Here is a 15,088-nt window from a genome sequence, read left to right as displayed (position 1 = left end):
TCATCGAGCAGGTCTCCCGGAATACCGGCATCAACCTTTCCCGCACCGCGCCACGCTCTTCAGGTACATGCACATGGTACCGCAAAACGACCGCCCACCATGCTATGGGCTCCTTCGGAGCACGTGGGGGAGTCCATGTATCCCCGGTTTGAAAACCGGGGGATTATAGCTCCCCCACACCCCCTCTTTTCTCTAAAATCGCACTTTGAAGGTAGCCCAGCCGGGCTTACAAATTCCTTAACCACGAGCCAAAAGGAAAACCCCAGCTCCAGGCCAGCCTCAGCTCACGCGGGGCCTGCTCGTCTACAGGCCGCCTCCTTGCGAGGCCCAACTGGCTCCAGGACCAGGCCCCCTCTCTCGTTGGGCAGGGTGTGGGGCGCGGGGTTTGGTACAAACCCAGGGGATTGACATACCCCCCAGGACTCCCTACCATGACGGGGAACCTTGCCTTTCTGGCAAGCGTTTCTTCTATCCAGAGCAGCGGAGGGAACGGCCCGATGAAGCTGCGGCAACCTGCGGGAGGCCCCGCCCATTACCGGGATGCCCCCGCGCCTGGTGCCAAGTCCGTCCCTGGGGTCGCTAGGCACAGCGCAAGCCCTGGGGGAAGATGGAAGAAGGGTGCAACCCTTCTTCAACAGGAGGGTCCCTATGGAGTTTGCCAGTCTGGCGGTGTTGAGCGGTCTTCCCGAGGATGATCCCCACCACGCGGTGGGCCTCCCCATCTATGCAGCGGCGGCCTATGCCTTCGATGGCCTGGAGGATGGCGCCCACCGGTTCGCCACCAACCAGGGCTACACCTACACCCGGATTCAAAACCCCACCGTGGCGGCGCTCGAGGCCCGCGTGGCGGCGCTGGAGGGGGCGCTTGGGGCGGTGGCTTTGGCCTCGGGGCAGGCAGCCAGCTTTGCTGCGCTTTTGGCCCTGGTGCGAGCGGGGGATGAGATTGTGGCGAGCCCCGGGCTTTTTGGCGGCACGGTGGGCCTTTTGAACCAGGTGCTGGGGCTTTTCGATGTGCGGGTGCAATTCGTGCCGCCCGAGGTGGATGCGGTGCGGGCCGTGCTGGGCGAGAGGACCCGGGCCGTCTTTGTGGAGGTGCTAGGCAACCCCTCCCTTGAGCTGCCCGATCTGGAGGGCCTGGCCGAGCTTTGCGAGACAAGCGGAGTGGCCTTGGTCGTGGATAACACTTTTGGGGCGGTGGGGGCCCTGGCCCGGCCCCTCGAGCACGGGGCCCACGTGGTCACCCACAGCCTGACCAAGTGGGCCAGCGGCCACGGCTCCATCCTGGGCGGGGCGGTGCTCGCGCGTGAGACCGCCCTGTGGCAGCGCTACCCCCAGTTTGCCCAGCGGGATGCCCAGGGCCGGGTTCCCTGGGAGGAGTTCGGGCCGCGCTGTTTTTTGGAGCGGGTGCGGCAGCTCGGGCTTTCGCTGGGGGGCATGGTGCTCTCGCCCTTCAATGCCTACCTGCTCTTCCAGGGGTTGGAGACGGTCCAGCTTCGGGTGGAGCGGGCCAGCCAGACCGCTTTGCAGGTGGCCCGCTGGCTCGGGGAGCAGCCCCAGGTGGCCTGGGTGCGCTACCCGGGCCTGCCCGAGGACCCTGCCCATCCCCGGGCCCTTCGGTACCTGCGGGGCGGTTTCGGCAGCATCCTGACCTTTGGCCTGCGGGGGGGAATTCCGGCGGTGAGCCGCTTCATGGCCCACCTGCGCATCCTCCAGGCCCCCAATGTGGGCGATGCCCGCACCCTGGCCGTGCACCCCTGGACCACCACCCACTCCCGCATCAGCGAGCCGGCCCGGCGGGCGGCCGGGGTGGGGCCCGAGATGGTCCGGCTCTCGGTGGGGCTGGAAAGCCCGGCAGACCTTCAGGCCATGCTGGCCGAGGCCCTGGTCAAGCTGGAGCAGGTGGCCTATGAGGATTAGCGAGATTCTGAGGCAGAACCGGCCCATCTTTTCCTTCGAGTTCTTCCCGCCCAAGACCCCTGAGGGCGAGGCCCTTTTGTTCCGCACCCTGCACGAGCTGAAACCCCTGAGGCCGGCCTTCGTCTCCATCACCTACGGGGCCGGGGGGAGCGAGCGGCGCAAGACCGCTTTGTGGGCGAAGCGCATCCAGGAGGAGGTGGGCCTTACGGCCATGGCCCACCTGACCTGTGTGGGGCACACCCGCGAGGAGCTAAAGGCCATCCTGGAGGAGTACCGGGCCGCAGGCATCGAGAACGTCATGGCCCTGCGGGGCGACCCTCCTCGAGGAGCGGCGGTCTTCCAGCCGGTTGAGGGGGGATTCCGCTACGCCGCTGAGCTGGTGGCCTTCATCCGGGCGGAATTCGGCGGGGCCTTTGACCTGGCCGGGGGAGCCTACCCCGAGGGCCACCCCGAGGCGGTGAGCCTCGAGGCCGACCTGCACCACCTCAAGGCCAAGGTCGAGGCCGGGCTCGACTTCCTGGTGACCCAGCTCTTCTTCAACAACGCCCTCTACTTCGGCTTCCTCGAGCGGGCCCGCCGGGTAGGAATCGGGGTGCCCATCCTGCCGGGGCTGATGCCCATCACCGACCTGGCCCAGATTCGCCGCTTCATGGACCTGTGCGGGGCCAGCATCCCCGGTCCTCTGCTTTCCCGCCTGGAGCGGGCTCGAAGCCCGGAGGAGGTGCTGGAGATCGGGGTGGAGCACACCACCCGCCAGGCCCAGGAGCTGCTGGCGGCGGGGGTGCCGGGCCTGCACCTCTACACCCTCAACAAATCGCCCGCCACCCGCCGGGTGGTGGAGAACCTGCAGACCGTGCTGCGCTAGCGCGGAAGCTCTGCCTCCGGCAGGTAGGGGCGCCAGGCCTCGGGCAGGCTGGGCAGGTCGGCCACCAGCAGCAGGCTGTGCCGGGGGGCCATAGGGCGCCGGACCAGGCGCATGCCGGCCTCCTCTGGGGTGCGGTTCTTCTTTTTGAGGTTGCAGGCCCGGCAGGCGGTGACCAGGTTTTCCCAGATGCTGCGCCCTCCCCGGCTTTTGGGCAGCACGTGGTCCACCGTGAGCTCACCCCCCCGCTTGCCACAGTACTGGCAGGTGTAGGCGTCGCGCCGCAGGATGTTGCGGCGGTTTAAGGCAAGCCGCCCCGGAGGGCGGCGAACCAGGCGTTTGAGCCGGATGACGCTGGGGATGGGGTAGGGCTTGCTCGGCGTTCGTAAAAACTCGCCGCTTTCCTCCACCACCTCGGCGGTGCCGTTCATCACCAGGATCACCGCCCGCTTTACGCTGGCCAGCCCCAGGGGCTCATACCCGGCGTTGAGCACCAGGATACGGGGGGCGTCGAGGTTCACGGCCTACAGGATACCCAAAATATGTCAGGGGATTCTAGAGCGCGGCCAGGGAGCTTGGGGTGTTTTGCTGCTAGAATCGGAAAGTTATGGGTCGTTTGATTCGCGGGCTGGCAGCCGAGGGGAGTCTGCGGGTGCTGGCCGTAGAGACCACCGACATTGTGGAGGAAGCCCGGCTGCGCCACGGGCTTTCCCCTACCGCCACCGCGGCGTTGGGCCGCGCCATGAGCGGGGTGCTGCTTCTGACCTTCCTCCTCTCCAAGACCCCTAAGGAGCGGATAGGGCTGCAGTTTTTGGGCGATGGGCCCCTGGGGGGGCCGGTGGTGGAGGCTGGCCCCGACGGGTTTGTGCGGGGGTACGTGAAGAACCCGGCGGCCCACCCTCCCCTGCGCCCCGATGGCAAGCTGGATGTGGGTGGGGCGATCGGCAGGGGCGAGTTGAAGGTGGACCGGGTCCTGGCCAACGGGGAGCTGTACCAGTCCAGTGTGGAGCTGGTGAGCGGCGAGGTGGCCGAAGACCTGGTGCGCTACCTGTGGCAGTCGGAGCAGATCCCCTCAGCCCTGCTCCTGGGGGTGCGGGTGGAGGCCGCGGGGGGGGTGGAGGTGGCGGGGGGGATGGCCATCCAGGTCCTCCCGGATTGCCCGGAGGAGGTGGTCGGTCGGCTCGAGCAAAACCTGAAGGGCCGTGCCCTGACCCCCCTGCTTTTGGAGCGGGGGCTGGAGGGGGCGGTGGAGGCTTTGCTGGAGGGGCTGGCCTACGACCCCACCGACCTTCGGGCGGTGGGGTACCCAGGGGGCTACATTCCCCTGGCCTTCCGCTGCCGCTGCAGCCGCGAGCGGGCTTTGGCCGCTTTGGTCTACTTCTCGCCCCAGGAGCGCGAGGCCATGATCGCCGAGGACGGCGGGGCCGAGGTGCAGTGCCACTGGTGCGGAACCAAGTACCAGATCACCCCTGAGGAGATCCGCTCCTTAGGGGGGGACGGGCAGGTGCCCCAGGCCTAGAGGAACCGGGCCGCCGGGTAGTCGCGCTGCACGCCTTGGCGGAAGGGCTCGTAGTCTTCTTCCGCCACCAGGGCCACCGTGGCCCCGCCGAAGCCAGCCCCGGTGAGGCGGGCGCCCACCGCGCCGTGGCGCAGCTCGGCCTCCACCAGCCGGTCGAGCTCGGGGGTGGAGACCTGGTAGTCGTCCCGCAAGGAGGCGTGGGAAGCCGTCATCAGCGCACCAAAGCGCTGCACGTCGCCCGCTTCCAGGGCTTCTACCCCCTCCAGCACCCGCGCGTTTTCCGTAATCACGTGGCGGGCCCGGCGCAGGAGGGGCTCGGGCAGGCTGGACAGGCGGGGCAGGTCGGCCGGCGTCAGCTCCCGCAGCGAGGAGACCCCCAGCCGGGCGCAGGCCTCCTCGCACTCCTGGCGGCGGGCGTTGTAGCCCGACTCGGCCAGCCGGCGCGGCACGCCCGAGTCCACCACCACCACCCGGTAGCCCTGGGGCAGGGGCACCAGCCGGGTGCTCAGGTCGCGGGTGTCGAGCAGAAGCCCGTAGCCAGGCCGCCCTACCGAGGCGGCCATCTGGTCCATGATGCCGCAGCGCACCCCCACGTACTCCACCTCGGCCTCCTGGGCCAGCCGGGCGATGGCCACGTCGTCCAGGGGCAGCTGGTACAGCGCCCGCAGGGCCCGCAGGGTGGCCACCTCGAGCGCCGCCGAGCTGGAAAGCCCACCCCCCATGGGCACCTCGCTTCGAACACAGGCCCGCAGCCCCGGCACCCCGTAGCCATGCCGCCGCAAAGCCCAGACGCAGCCGGCGATGTAGTCGAGCCAGTCGCCCTGGCGGGGCTCGTCGGGTTTCCTGCGTTTCAGCTCTTTGAAGCTTTCGGCGTAGACCTCGATGCCTTCGCCGGGGGCGGCCTCGAGGGTGGTCTGGTGGGGGAGGGGGGTGGGAAAGACCAGGCCCTGGTTGTAATCGGTATGCTCCCCCAAGAGGTTGACCCGGCCCGGGGCGGAGGCGACTAGCTGGGGTTGGCAGCCGAAGATGCGCTGGAACATAGCCCGGATAGCATACAGGACTCAACCCTCGTAGACCCGGGGCCGGGCCCGGCCCTCCACCGTTTCGGTGGGCCAGGAAGGCTCGAGGGTCAGGTTTTCCAGCCCGTCTTCAGTGAGGAGAAAGGTGTCCTCCACCTTGGCCCCGGGCAGGCTCGGGTTCCAGGCTAGGGCCATGCCCACCTGGAGCCGGGTGGTCTCGCCAGGGCGGGCCAGCACCTCGCGGCTTTTGTAGCCGGTGAGGCCTCCTTGGTGGTGGTTCTCGAACTCCTCCGCCCGCCCAACCGCCTGGTAACCGGCCCGGATCTCGGCCAGCACCTCGTCCAGGGTGGCCCCGGGCCGGGAGGCTGCCAGCGCCCGGGCCTCGATCTGGCAGACCTGGGCGTTGAGCCGGTGGGCCTCGGGATGGCCAAAGCTGCGCAGGCGGGTCAGGTTGGCGATGAGGCCCTGCCGCCGCCCACAGACCACCCCCATGCAAAGCCGGCCCAGCCGGGCCCTTTTGGGCAGGGGGTGCCGGTGGCGGAAAAGGCGCTCTTCGCCGGCCACCAGAAGCACGACCGGCTGGATGCCCCTGGCCCAGAGCTCCTCGGCGATGGCCCCGGCCAGCTCGTACTCGCTCCAGTCGGGGTCGGCGAAGCGGAGGCTCTCGCCCAGGGCCCGGGCCGCATCCTGGCCCAGCGTGCGGTAGCGGGCCTGCTCTTCGGCCGAGAGGACGAGGCGAAGGGGGGTCAGGTCGTGCTCGAGGTCGCTGGGGCCCTGGGGGCTGGTGGGGGCATACCAGGGGTAGCGCACCACCTCGAGCTCCCCCACTTCCTCCTCCAGGAGCCTGTCGGCCTCGATCTGCGAGGCGTGGAGGCGCAGGTGGTCGGGGGTGAGCTCGAGCCAGGCCGCCGCCGGCTGGAGGGTGACCACCGTGTTGTCTCCCCCGCCGGTCAGCCAGGCGAAGTTTTCGGGCCGCTGGACAAAGAAGCGCTCAAAGCCCCGGGCCGCCATCCAGTTCCGCAAGCGGTCTACGGCGCTGTGGTTCACGCCTTATGCTAACACCCAGGCGGTCCGCGGAATCTGGAGCAAATCTAGGGCAGCGGGAACTGCGCGGCAAAGGCCCTAACCTCAGGACCCAGCACGGCTGGGTCCTCGCCTTTCAGCGCCCGGTCGATGAACTCGGCGATCTGCGGCATGTGGGCCTCGGTCATCCCGCGGGTGGTGATGGCCGGGGTGCCGATGCGGATGCCCCCTCCGTGGATGATTTTTTCGGTGTCGTAGGGCAGGGTGCTCTTGGAGATGGTGATGTGCACCGCATCCAGGAGCTTGGTGGCCTTGGTGCCGTTCAGGCCCTGCGGCCGCAGGTCCACCACGAAGAGGTGGTTGTCGGTGCCCCCCGATACGATGCGGTACCCCCGCTTCTGCATCTCGGCGGCCAGGGTCTGGGCGTTCTTGATGATCTGGGCGGCGTAGGCCTTGAAGGAGGGTTGCATGGCCTCCCAGAAGGCCACCGCCTTGCCGGCGATCACGTGCTCCAGCGGCCCCCCCTGCAGGCCGGGGAAGATGGAGCGGTCCAGCAGGGCAGCGATTTCCAGGTCGTTGGACAGAATCAGCCCTGAGCGCGGCCCCCGCAGGGTCTTGTGGGTGGTGGAGGTCACCACGTGGGCGTAGGGCAGGGGCGAGGGGTGCAGCCCCGCGGCCACCAGCCCTGCGATGTGGGCGATGTCGGCCATCAGGTAGGCCCCCACCTCGTCGGCAATCTCGCGGAAGGCCTTGAAGTCCAGGATGCGGCTGTAGGCGCTGGCCCCACAGACAATCATCTTGGGCCTGTGCTCCAGGGCCAAAGCCCGCACGTCCTCCATATGCAAAAGCTCGTCGTCGGGCCGCACCTTGTAGCCGATGAAGCGGTAGTTGAGGCCCGAGAAGTTGACCGGGGAGCCGTGGGTCAGGTGGCCCCCATGGGAGAGGTCCATGCCCAGCACGGTGTCGCCAGGCTTGAGCAAGGCGGTGTAGACCGCGATGTTGGCGCTGCTGCCGGAGTGGGGCTGTACGTTGGCCCACTTGGCGCCGAAAAGCTGCTTGGCCCGCTCGATGGCCAGGGCCTCGACCTGGTCCACCACCTCGCAGCCCCCGTACCAGCGCTTGCCGGGGTAGCCCTCGGCGTACTTGTTGGTGAGCACGCTCCCCACGGCCTCGCGCACCTGGGCCGAGGTGAAGTTTTCCGAGGCGATGAGCTCGAGGCCGTTGCGCTGCCGCTCTTCTTCCTGGCGAATGAGCTCGAAGATCAGCTCGTCGCGGGGGAGGGTTTCGGGCGTGGCAATCATTGCTCGATTATAGCAGGACTCCGCAAAGCCCCGCGCATGGGGGCGGGGCCGGGTGCTTATGCTTTTGGGGCCGGTTCGTTAGACTGGGGCCATGAACGTTTTTGGGCGCGTCTTTCTGATTCTGGGGCTTGTTGCGTTGATTGCGGCCATAGTTCTGGCCACCATGAATTTCATCACCATTCGCGACTACCTGGTAGCCCTCACGGCCCAGCGCAGCCGCGATTTCTACAACGTAAACCCCCGCCTGTGGATCACCTATCTGGTGGTCTTTGGTTCTGGGTTCCTGCTGGGGGTTGGCCTGGTCCTGAGCCTTATGGTTCGCCGCCAAAAGTAGAACCGTGCTGGGCTACCTTTACGTGGCCGCGGCGGCCAGTCTGTGGGGGCTGCTGGGGGTGGTTTCCAAGTGGGCCTTTGCCCAGGGGGTGAGCCCCCTCGAGGTGGCCTTCTGGCGCGCGGCGCTCGGGGCGGGGCTTTTTGGTTTGCAGGCCTTCCTCACCCGGCAGACGCGCATAGAGCCGGCCGACCGGTGGGCGGTGCTGGGCTTCGGCCTGGTGGGAATTTCGCTCTTTTATGGGGCCTACCAGCTTGCCATCGGGAGCGGGGGGGCGGCTTTGGCCTCGGTGCTTTTGTATACCGCCCCGGCCATCGTGGCCCTGCTCTCCTGGCTCTTTTTGCGCGAGCCGATGGACGCCCACAAGCTCCTGGCGGTGGGCCTGACCCTGCTGGGGGTGGCTCTGGTCAGCCTGCAGGGGGGTGGGGTGAAGGTGAGCCCGGCGGCCCTTTTCTGGGGGCTTTTGTCGGCCCTGACCTACGCCACCTACTACCTGTTCGGCAAGCTTTACCTGAACAAGTACAGCACCCCCACGGTGTTTTTGTATGCGCTGCCGGTGGGGGCGTTGGGGCTTTTGCCTTTCGTGCAATTCGCCCCCAAGAACGCCGAGGCCTGGGCAGCCATCGCCTTTTTGACCGTTGCCTCCACCTTTTTCGCGGTCACGCTCTACTTTGCCGGGCTCAGGCGCCTCGAGGCCACCCGCGCTTCGGTGGTGGCGACCATCGAGCCGGTGGTGGCGGCCTTTGCGGCCTGGCTCTGGTGGGGCGAACGCTTCAGCCTGCTGGGGTATCTGGGGGCGGGCCTGGTGCTTTTGGGGGTGTTGTGGATGGTGCTGAGGCCGCATCCCAGGGCCGTCCTCGAGGCCCCGCGCTCGACCTGAACCCCGGCTCACCCTGGAGCCGGGTTGTAGACTGAGGTCGGCAACGCTCAAGGATGGAGGGTGCAGGTGGGTGGACTGAAGGGTTGGGTTTTACCGGCGTTGCTCGTGCTGGGTTTTTCGTGGGCCCAGCAGAAAATTGCCGTCACCTTCACCTACGACCCTCCCTATGGCCTCGAGGTGCGCTCGGTGAGTCTGCGCGGAAGCTTCAACAACTGGGCCGAGCTGCCCATGCAAAAAACCGAGGAGGGGGTCTGGCAGGTGACGGTGGAACTGCCCCCCGGCCCGGTGCAGTACAAGTTCTTTATAAACGGGCAGTGGCCCCGCGACATGTGCGAGGACGAAACCTTCGGCACCCCGCAGGTAGACCTCGAGGCCCAGGGCTGCGTGGACGACGGCCAGGGTGGGAGAAATGCGGTGCGGGAGGTTGGCCGCGACACCGGGGCCCCCTCGGTTTCTGAGGAGCCCTGGCTCGAGCACGACCCGGGAAACCCGCGTTTCGTCTCCGTGGCCGCAGGCCAGCTCTCGGTGCGCTTGTGGGTACCGGGGGGCCAGCTCCGCTCGGCGGTGGTGCTGGCCGACCGCCCCTACCCCATGGTTCGGCAGCTCGTTTTGGCGGAGGGGGAGATGTGGCGGGCGGCGCTGCCGCTTGCGGTGAGGGCCTACCGTATTCAGGTGGTGGACAAGGAGGGCCGGGAACAGACCTTTGGCCCCTACCAAATCCCCGCGGAGCCCTTCCGCGCGGTGGACTGGGTGGCGGGGCGGGTGGGCTACCAGATTTTCCCCGACCGCTTCTGGAACGGCGACCCCAGGAACGACCGCCGGGCCCTGGAAACCAGCCAGGCCCGCTTCGATAAAACCTGGACGGGCAGGCTGCCCTACCTCTCACGCTGGACCGACCCGCCGGGGGATTACCACTGCTGCCAGCAGTACTACGGCGGCGACCTGGCCGGGGTCTTGCAGCGCCTGCCGCACCTCAAAGCGCTGGGGGTGAACCTGGTGTACTTCAACCCCCTCTTCGATTCGGGCTCGGCCCACGGCTACGACACCCACGACTACGTGCGGGTGGCCCCCCGCCTGGGCGACAACGCCCTTTTGCGGCGGGTGCTGGCCGAGCTAAAGCGGCAGGGCATCAAGGTCATCTTCGACTTCGTGCCCAACCACACCGGCCTGGGGCACTGGGCCTTTCAGGACGTGGTCAAAAAAGGGCCCGGGTCGCGCTACTGGAACTGGTACTTCGTCCGTCGGTGGCCCTTCACCCCCGGGGATGGGCGGGCCTATGTGGGCTGGGCCGACCTGGGCAGCCTACCCAAGCTCAACACCGCCAACCCCGAGGTGCAGGACTATTTGATCCGGGTCTCCAAGTTCTGGCTCAACTTTGGCTTCGACGGCATCCGGATGGACGTGGCCAACGAAGTGGACCCTGGGTTTGTGCGGCGCTGGCGGGCCGAGCTCAAGGCCCTGAAGCCCGAGGTGTACCTGGTGGGGGAGGTCTGGGATCTGCGCCCGGAGTACCTGCAAGGCGACCAGTTCGACTCGCTGATGAACTACACCTTAGGCCGCGGGGGTTCGCCCCCGGCTTTTGGAGGTGCGCTGGGCTTCGCTAGGGGCGGGCCTTTGCAGCATGGGCGGCGGGCCCTGAACGAGCTCGCGCGGGTCTACGCCGCCTACCCCGAGGCGGTGGCGGCCATGGGCTTCAACCTGATCGGCTCGCACGACACCCAGCGGGTGCTGACCGACCTGGGGGGCGGGGGGCTGCGCGACACCCCTTCGCCCGAGGCCCTGGCCCGGCTCAGGCTGGCCTCGGCCCTGCTCTACGCCCTGCCGGGGGCCTCGTTCATCTTCCAGGGCGAGGAGTGCGGTTTTACCGGCGAGCGGGGGCAGTGGCCGGTGAACGAGCTGTACCGGTATCCGCTTCAGTGGGACCGGTGCCGGGCCGAGGTGCTGCGCCACTACCAACTGCTGGGCCGCCTCAAGGGCCAGCTAAAAGCCTTCCAAAGCCCGCTCTTCCGCACCTACCTGGGCGAGGGCTCCCTGCTGGCTTTTCTGCGCGGCGAGCCGGGGGTGGGCGAGGTGCTGGCGGCCTTCAACAACAGCGTCGGGCCGGTGGGCTTGCCGCTGCCCGAGGGCCGGTGGCGGGATGCGGTGGAGGGCCGGGTTTACCAGGGCCAGGTGGGCCTGGCGGGCCTCGGCTGGCGGTACCTGGAGCGGGTGCGCTAGCGGTGCGGGTCGGGGCTATGCCGGGGTGGGGCGCACCAGCAAAAGCGGCACCGGGGCGTGGTGGGCTACCCCTTCGGCCACGCTGCCTAGCAGCCAGCGCTCCAGCCCGGTGCGCCCATGGGTGCCCATCACGATAAGGTCGCTGTGCTGCTCGCGGGCGAACTCCACGATGACCGCGGCCTCCCGCCGGCCTTGGGCCTTGCGCAGATGGGTGGTGAGCCTGGGGGCTCGAGCCAGCCGGCGCGCGCCCTCCAGGATGGCCTGCCCCTCGGCCTCCAGGGCCTTGCGGGCCTCTTCCCAGCTATAGATGGGTATGGCCCCCGGCCCAGCCCAGGGCTCCCCCACCGGGGTGGGTAGGGAGGGCACCACGTGCAGGACCTGCAGCTCGGCTCCCAGCCGCTGGGCCAGCCAGTCGGCCAGGGCAAAGGCCTGTCTTCCGGCCTGGCTGCCGTCGATGGGGGCCAGGATGCGCTCAAAGAGGCCGGCGTGGGGTTCTACCTCTCCGTTGCCCCGAACCAGCATCACCGGCATGGGGGCCAGCCGGCTCACCCGCTCGGCCACGCTGCCCAGCATCAGGCGGGGCAGGCCTTCCCGCCCGTGGGTGCCCATCACGATGAGGTCGGCCCGGATCTCCTGGGCCAGCTCAACGATGCCCTCGGCCACCCCCTCGGCCTGCAGGGGCTTGGTTTGGAGGGAGAGGCCCATCTGCTGGGCAATGGCCACCCAGGGTTCCAGCACCCGCTGGGCCTGGGTTAGGTCTTCTGTTGGCTTTAAGACGTGAGTGGCCACCACCTGGCTCCCGAGGGCTTTCGCAAAGGCCAGGCCTACCCGGCCGGCCCGCTCGCTGCAGGAGGAGGAGTCCAGGGCAATCAGGATTTTTTGCATGGCTACAACCTACCAGCGGAGAAGCCCGGCCAGCCCGCCCAGCTCCTGGCGCAAGCGCTCTTCAGCCGGGCCCCGCACGAGTTCCAGGCGGGTGCCATAGGCGGCGGTCAGCTCAGGGAGGACCTGCTTGAGCTCGAGCTCCCGTATGGGCTCGCCGTGGGCCCTGGCCGCCTCGGGGCTGAGGGCAACCCAGCCGTCCTGGGCCTGGTAGACCCGCCCTGCGGGCCTCCATGGGGCCACCAGGGTGTGCAGCCGTCCTTGCTGCAGGAGCTCCAGGGTTTGCTCCAGCCCGGCCACCCCCCGCTCGACCAGCTCCTCCAGCAGCCGGACCTCCCGCGCCCGCTCGAGCGGTTCCAGCACCTCCTCCACCGCTCGCAGCACCTCGCTGGCCTGGGCGTTGGGAGAAGGCAGGGAGGGCAGGGTGGCGGCCACCCTTTCCCGCAGCCTTCGGGGAAGCGCGGCCTCGAAGGCCGAGACCTCGGCCTTGGGCCCCATCAGGATGAGCCGGCCCAGGCCGCGCTCCCGCATGGCCTGCTCGAGCTGGGCTGCGGCCTCTTTGTAGAAGCGCTGGGTCCAGACCGCAAGCCGCTGCTCGAGGTGGTCGGTGTCGGGGGCAGCCCGCTGAGCTCCCCCGGGGCCATAGCGCCGCCCGGTCTGGTCCTGGGTGAGCCGCCGCCAGGCCTGCGGGTCCACCGCCCGGAAGGCCCCGGAAATCTCCTCTATCTCCCCTAAGTAAACCTCGAACAGGCGCCACTTCTCGCTGTCCAGGAACACCACCCCTACCCGCTCATACTCGTCCAGCACGTACAGGAGAGGGGTCAGATAGGGCTCGCCCCAGTGAGCCTCCACCCCCTCGAGCAAAGGCAGCTCCACCTGCAGGTCGTAGGCCTCCAGCCTATCGGCGGTGGCGAACAGCGCCCGGGTCTTGGCCCGGGGTGGCTCCTCCAGGGCTGCCAGCACCCGCTGGCGCACCTCTGGGGGCGCCCCGGTGGCCTCCATGGCCTCGCGGGCCCGTAGGAGATAGGCCCGGCCCTGGTTCTCCGGGCGGGCTGGGTTGACGCTCAGGTAGAGCGAGAGCAGCGGGGGGGCAAGCGTGCGGATGTGGCCGATGTGCTCCTCGCTCAGCATTCCGACCTCCCTCAGATTATGGCCTGCCCTGCTGGGCAATTGTCCCTCATCCCTTGACCGAGCCGGCCAGCAGCCCGCGAATGAAGTAGCGGCCCAGGAAGATGTAGACCAGCAGGGTGGGCAGGGCTGCCAGCAGGGCCCCGGCCATGGGGAGATTCCACTTCACCGCCTCCCCCCCCGCAAGCTGGGCCAGGGCTACCGTGATGGGCTGGTTGGCTGGGCTGCTCACCAGCGTAACCGCGAACAGAAACTCATTCCAGATCTGGGTGAACTGCCATATGACCACCACCACGAACCCGGGCAGCGAAAGGGGCAGGACCACGTGGCGGTAGATGCCGAAAAATCCGGCCCCGTCCATGCGGGCCGCCTCCACGAGCTCGTCGGGAATCTCGGCATAGTAGTTGCGGAAGATGAGGGTGGTGATGGGCAGCCCATAGACCACGTGCACCAGGATAAGCCCCCACAGGCTGCCCCCGAGCCCTATGTCGCGGATGAACTGGAAAAGGGGAATCAGAACGGCCTGATAGGGGATGAACATCCCGAAAAGCATCAGGGGGAAGACGATGTGGGCCCCCGGGAAGCGCCACTTGGCCAGCACATACCCGTTCAGGGAACCCATCAGGGCCGAAAGAAGGGTGGCGGTAACGGTGAGGAAGAAGCTGTTTTGTAGCTTGGGCGCGAAAGCTGTCCAGGCCTGGGTGAAGCTTTCCCAGTACCAGCGCTCGGGGGGCTGCCAGGTGGTGCTCAGGCTGATGGCCGCGGGCTCCTTGAAGGCGGTGACGACCACCAGGTAAACGGGCAGCAGGAAGAAGACCGTGGCCAGGAACAAAAGCGCATACTGCACTATGCGCCCCATCATCGCCGCACCTCGCTTCTGAGCTGGCGGTAGAGATAGGGCACGATTACCAGGGCCACCATCACCAGCAGGATGATGCCGATGGCCGCGCCCTTGGCAATCTGGTTGGCGCGGAAGGTGGTGATGTACATAAGAAGCGCCGGTACGTCGGTGGGGGCGTTGTCGGGTCCAGCCATGGCGAAGACCAGGTCGAAGATTTTGAGCGAGATATGGCCCAGGATGATCATGGCCGAAAGGGTGATGGGGGCCAGCAGGGGGAAGATGACGTAGCGGTAAAGCTGCCACTCGCTGGCCCCGTCCACCCGCGCGGCCTCGCGCAGCTCCTCGGGAATACCCCGGAGGCCGGCCAGGTAGAGCGCCATGGTGTACCCCGACATCTGCCAGACCGCGGCCAGGATGATTCCGATGAGAGCCAGGTTGAAACCGTGGTACTCGTCGTAGGGCAGCGGCTGCAGGCTGCGCCCGAGGGTAAAGCCCCACAAAAGCACCAGGGCCGCTGAGATTGCAGCGACCACCCCCCGCCGCCCCTGCCCCCCGCAGAAAGCCGAGACGGCCACGAAGGCCAGCACCAGCCCCACCACCAAGGCGGTGAAGAAGGGCAGGTCGTTCCAGCTAAACCGCCAGACCTGCTCGCGGCTGGTGAGCCAGGCGAAGTCGCCCTTGGGCAGACCCACCAGGGTAGGGAGCTGGTTGACGCCGCCCTCGGGCTGCAGCATCCAGCGCCAGATGGTGCCGGTCACAATGAACGAAAGCGCCATGGGAAAGAGGAAGACCGTGCGGAAAAAACCCTCTCCCCGGGGTCCCCGGTCCAGGGCAATGGCCAGCGCGAGGCCCAGCCCCAAGCAGCCTATGAGGAAGAAAACCGTGAAGAAAAACAGGTTGGCTAGGTCCTGGCGAAAGCGGGCGTCCACAAAGCCGGTGAAGAGCTCGCGGTAGTTTTCAAAACCGATGAAGCGGATCTGGGGGTTGGCCGAGAGGGCCTGGGCAGGGTCCCTGCCCCAGTCGGTGAGGGAGGTGAGGAAGGTCTGGAGGATGAAGCCATACACGAAAACCCCCAGCAGCACGAGCGAGGGCAGGATGACCAGGAACCCGTAGAAGTTGTCTTTTTTTCTGAAAAAACGCGTCATGGTTTTTGTGGCAAAGGGGCAGG

At 67.7% G+C, this 15,088-nt stretch carries 14 protein-coding genes and 1 riboswitch; of the genes, 6 read left to right on the top strand and 8 right to left on the bottom strand.

What is annotated here, in order from left to right; all coding sequences use genetic code 11:
* Positions 1-465 precede the first annotated feature (465 nt).
* A riboswitch (SAM riboswitch) is annotated at positions 466-614 on the top strand.
* 34 nt (positions 615-648) lie between these two features.
* Together DV704_RS07585 and metF are read left to right on the top strand one after the other, a co-directional pair.
* A complete protein-coding gene (locus DV704_RS07585) occupies positions 649-1,917 on the top strand; it encodes an O-acetylhomoserine aminocarboxypropyltransferase/cysteine synthase family protein (protein WP_114798983.1) in 1,269 nt (422 codons plus the stop codon).
* Positions 1,907-2,782: a methylenetetrahydrofolate reductase [NAD(P)H] gene (gene metF / locus DV704_RS07580; protein WP_114798970.1), complete on the top strand. Its 876-nt coding sequence runs from the start codon at positions 1,907-1,909 to the stop codon at positions 2,780-2,782. Before DV704_RS07585 ends, metF begins: the two co-directional genes overlap by 11 nt.
* Here metF and DV704_RS07575 read toward each other — a convergent pair.
* Positions 2,779-3,300 (bottom strand): HNH endonuclease, encoded by a 522-nt coding sequence (locus tag DV704_RS07575; RefSeq protein ID WP_114798969.1) that lies wholly within the window; start codon positions 3,298-3,300, stop codon positions 2,779-2,781. The genes metF and DV704_RS07575 overlap by 4 nt on opposite strands.
* An 86-nt stretch (positions 3,301-3,386) precedes the next feature.
* On the opposite strand from DV704_RS07575, the gene hslO reads away from it, so the two are divergent.
* Positions 3,387-4,298: an Hsp33 family molecular chaperone HslO gene (hslO, locus tag DV704_RS07570; RefSeq protein ID WP_114798968.1), complete on the top strand. Its 912-nt coding sequence runs from the start codon at positions 3,387-3,389 to the stop codon at positions 4,296-4,298.
* Here the strand turns inward: hslO and galK are convergent.
* From galK to glyA, 3 genes are read right to left on the bottom strand one after another with little or no spacing between them, the layout of a single operon-like run.
* Positions 4,295-5,338, bottom strand: a complete 1,044-nt coding sequence (gene galK / locus DV704_RS07565) for a galactokinase (protein WP_114798967.1) — start codon at positions 5,336-5,338, stop codon at positions 4,295-4,297. The two genes, hslO and galK, sit on opposite strands and share 4 nt — an antisense overlap.
* A 21-nt stretch (positions 5,339-5,359) precedes the next feature.
* Positions 5,360-6,364 (bottom strand): Xaa-Pro peptidase family protein, encoded by a 1,005-nt coding sequence (locus tag DV704_RS07560; protein ID WP_114798966.1) that lies wholly within the window; start codon positions 6,362-6,364, stop codon positions 5,360-5,362.
* Between the two features lie 44 nt (positions 6,365-6,408).
* Positions 6,409-7,641, bottom strand: a complete 1,233-nt coding sequence (gene glyA, locus DV704_RS07555) for a serine hydroxymethyltransferase (RefSeq protein ID WP_114798965.1) — start codon at positions 7,639-7,641, stop codon at positions 6,409-6,411.
* Positions 7,642-7,732: 91 nt separating this feature from the next.
* Here glyA and DV704_RS07550 point away from each other — a divergent pair, with 91 nt between their 5' ends.
* The 3 genes from DV704_RS07550 (at position 7,733) to DV704_RS07540 (ending at position 11,069) form a co-directional block, all read left to right on the top strand.
* Positions 7,733-7,975: a hypothetical protein gene (locus DV704_RS07550; protein WP_114798964.1), complete on the top strand. Its 243-nt coding sequence runs from the start codon at positions 7,733-7,735 to the stop codon at positions 7,973-7,975.
* A 7-nt stretch (positions 7,976-7,982) separates the two neighbouring features.
* A complete protein-coding gene (locus tag DV704_RS07545) occupies positions 7,983-8,852 on the top strand; it encodes a DMT family transporter (protein ID WP_199489959.1) in 870 nt (289 codons plus the stop codon).
* Positions 8,853-8,957: 105 nt separating this feature from the next.
* Positions 8,958-11,069 (top strand): alpha-amylase family glycosyl hydrolase, encoded by a 2,112-nt coding sequence (locus DV704_RS07540; protein ID WP_233498292.1) that lies wholly within the window; start codon positions 8,958-8,960, stop codon positions 11,067-11,069.
* Between the two features lie 15 nt (positions 11,070-11,084).
* Here DV704_RS07540 and DV704_RS07535 read toward each other — a convergent pair whose 3' ends face one another.
* The 4 genes from DV704_RS07535 to DV704_RS07520 are packed head-to-tail and all read right to left on the bottom strand — an operon-like array spanning position 11,085 to position 15,065.
* A complete protein-coding gene (locus DV704_RS07535) occupies positions 11,085-11,954 on the bottom strand; it encodes a universal stress protein (protein ID WP_114798962.1) in 870 nt (289 codons plus the stop codon).
* A gap of 9 nt (positions 11,955-11,963) precedes the next feature.
* On the bottom strand, positions 11,964-13,082 hold the full coding sequence (locus tag DV704_RS07530; protein WP_114798961.1) for a VLRF1 family aeRF1-type release factor: 1,119 nt from the start codon (positions 13,080-13,082) through the stop codon (positions 11,964-11,966).
* 46 nt (positions 13,083-13,128) lie between these two features.
* Positions 13,129-13,938 (bottom strand): carbohydrate ABC transporter permease, encoded by an 810-nt coding sequence (locus DV704_RS07525; RefSeq protein WP_114798960.1) that lies wholly within the window; start codon positions 13,936-13,938, stop codon positions 13,129-13,131.
* Positions 13,938-15,065 carry a carbohydrate ABC transporter permease gene (locus DV704_RS07520; protein ID WP_114798981.1) on the bottom strand — a complete coding sequence of 376 codons (1,128 nt, stop codon included), beginning with the start codon at positions 15,063-15,065 and terminating at the stop codon, positions 13,938-13,940. The genes DV704_RS07525 and DV704_RS07520 overlap by 1 nt, the downstream gene beginning before the upstream one ends.
* Positions 15,066-15,088 lie beyond the last annotated feature (23 nt).

This window comes from Meiothermus sp. QL-1 (assembly GCF_003351145.1).
Classification (GTDB): Bacteria; Deinococcota; Deinococci; order Deinococcales; family Thermaceae; genus Meiothermus.
This window is presented reverse-complemented; position numbering and strand designations above follow the sequence as displayed.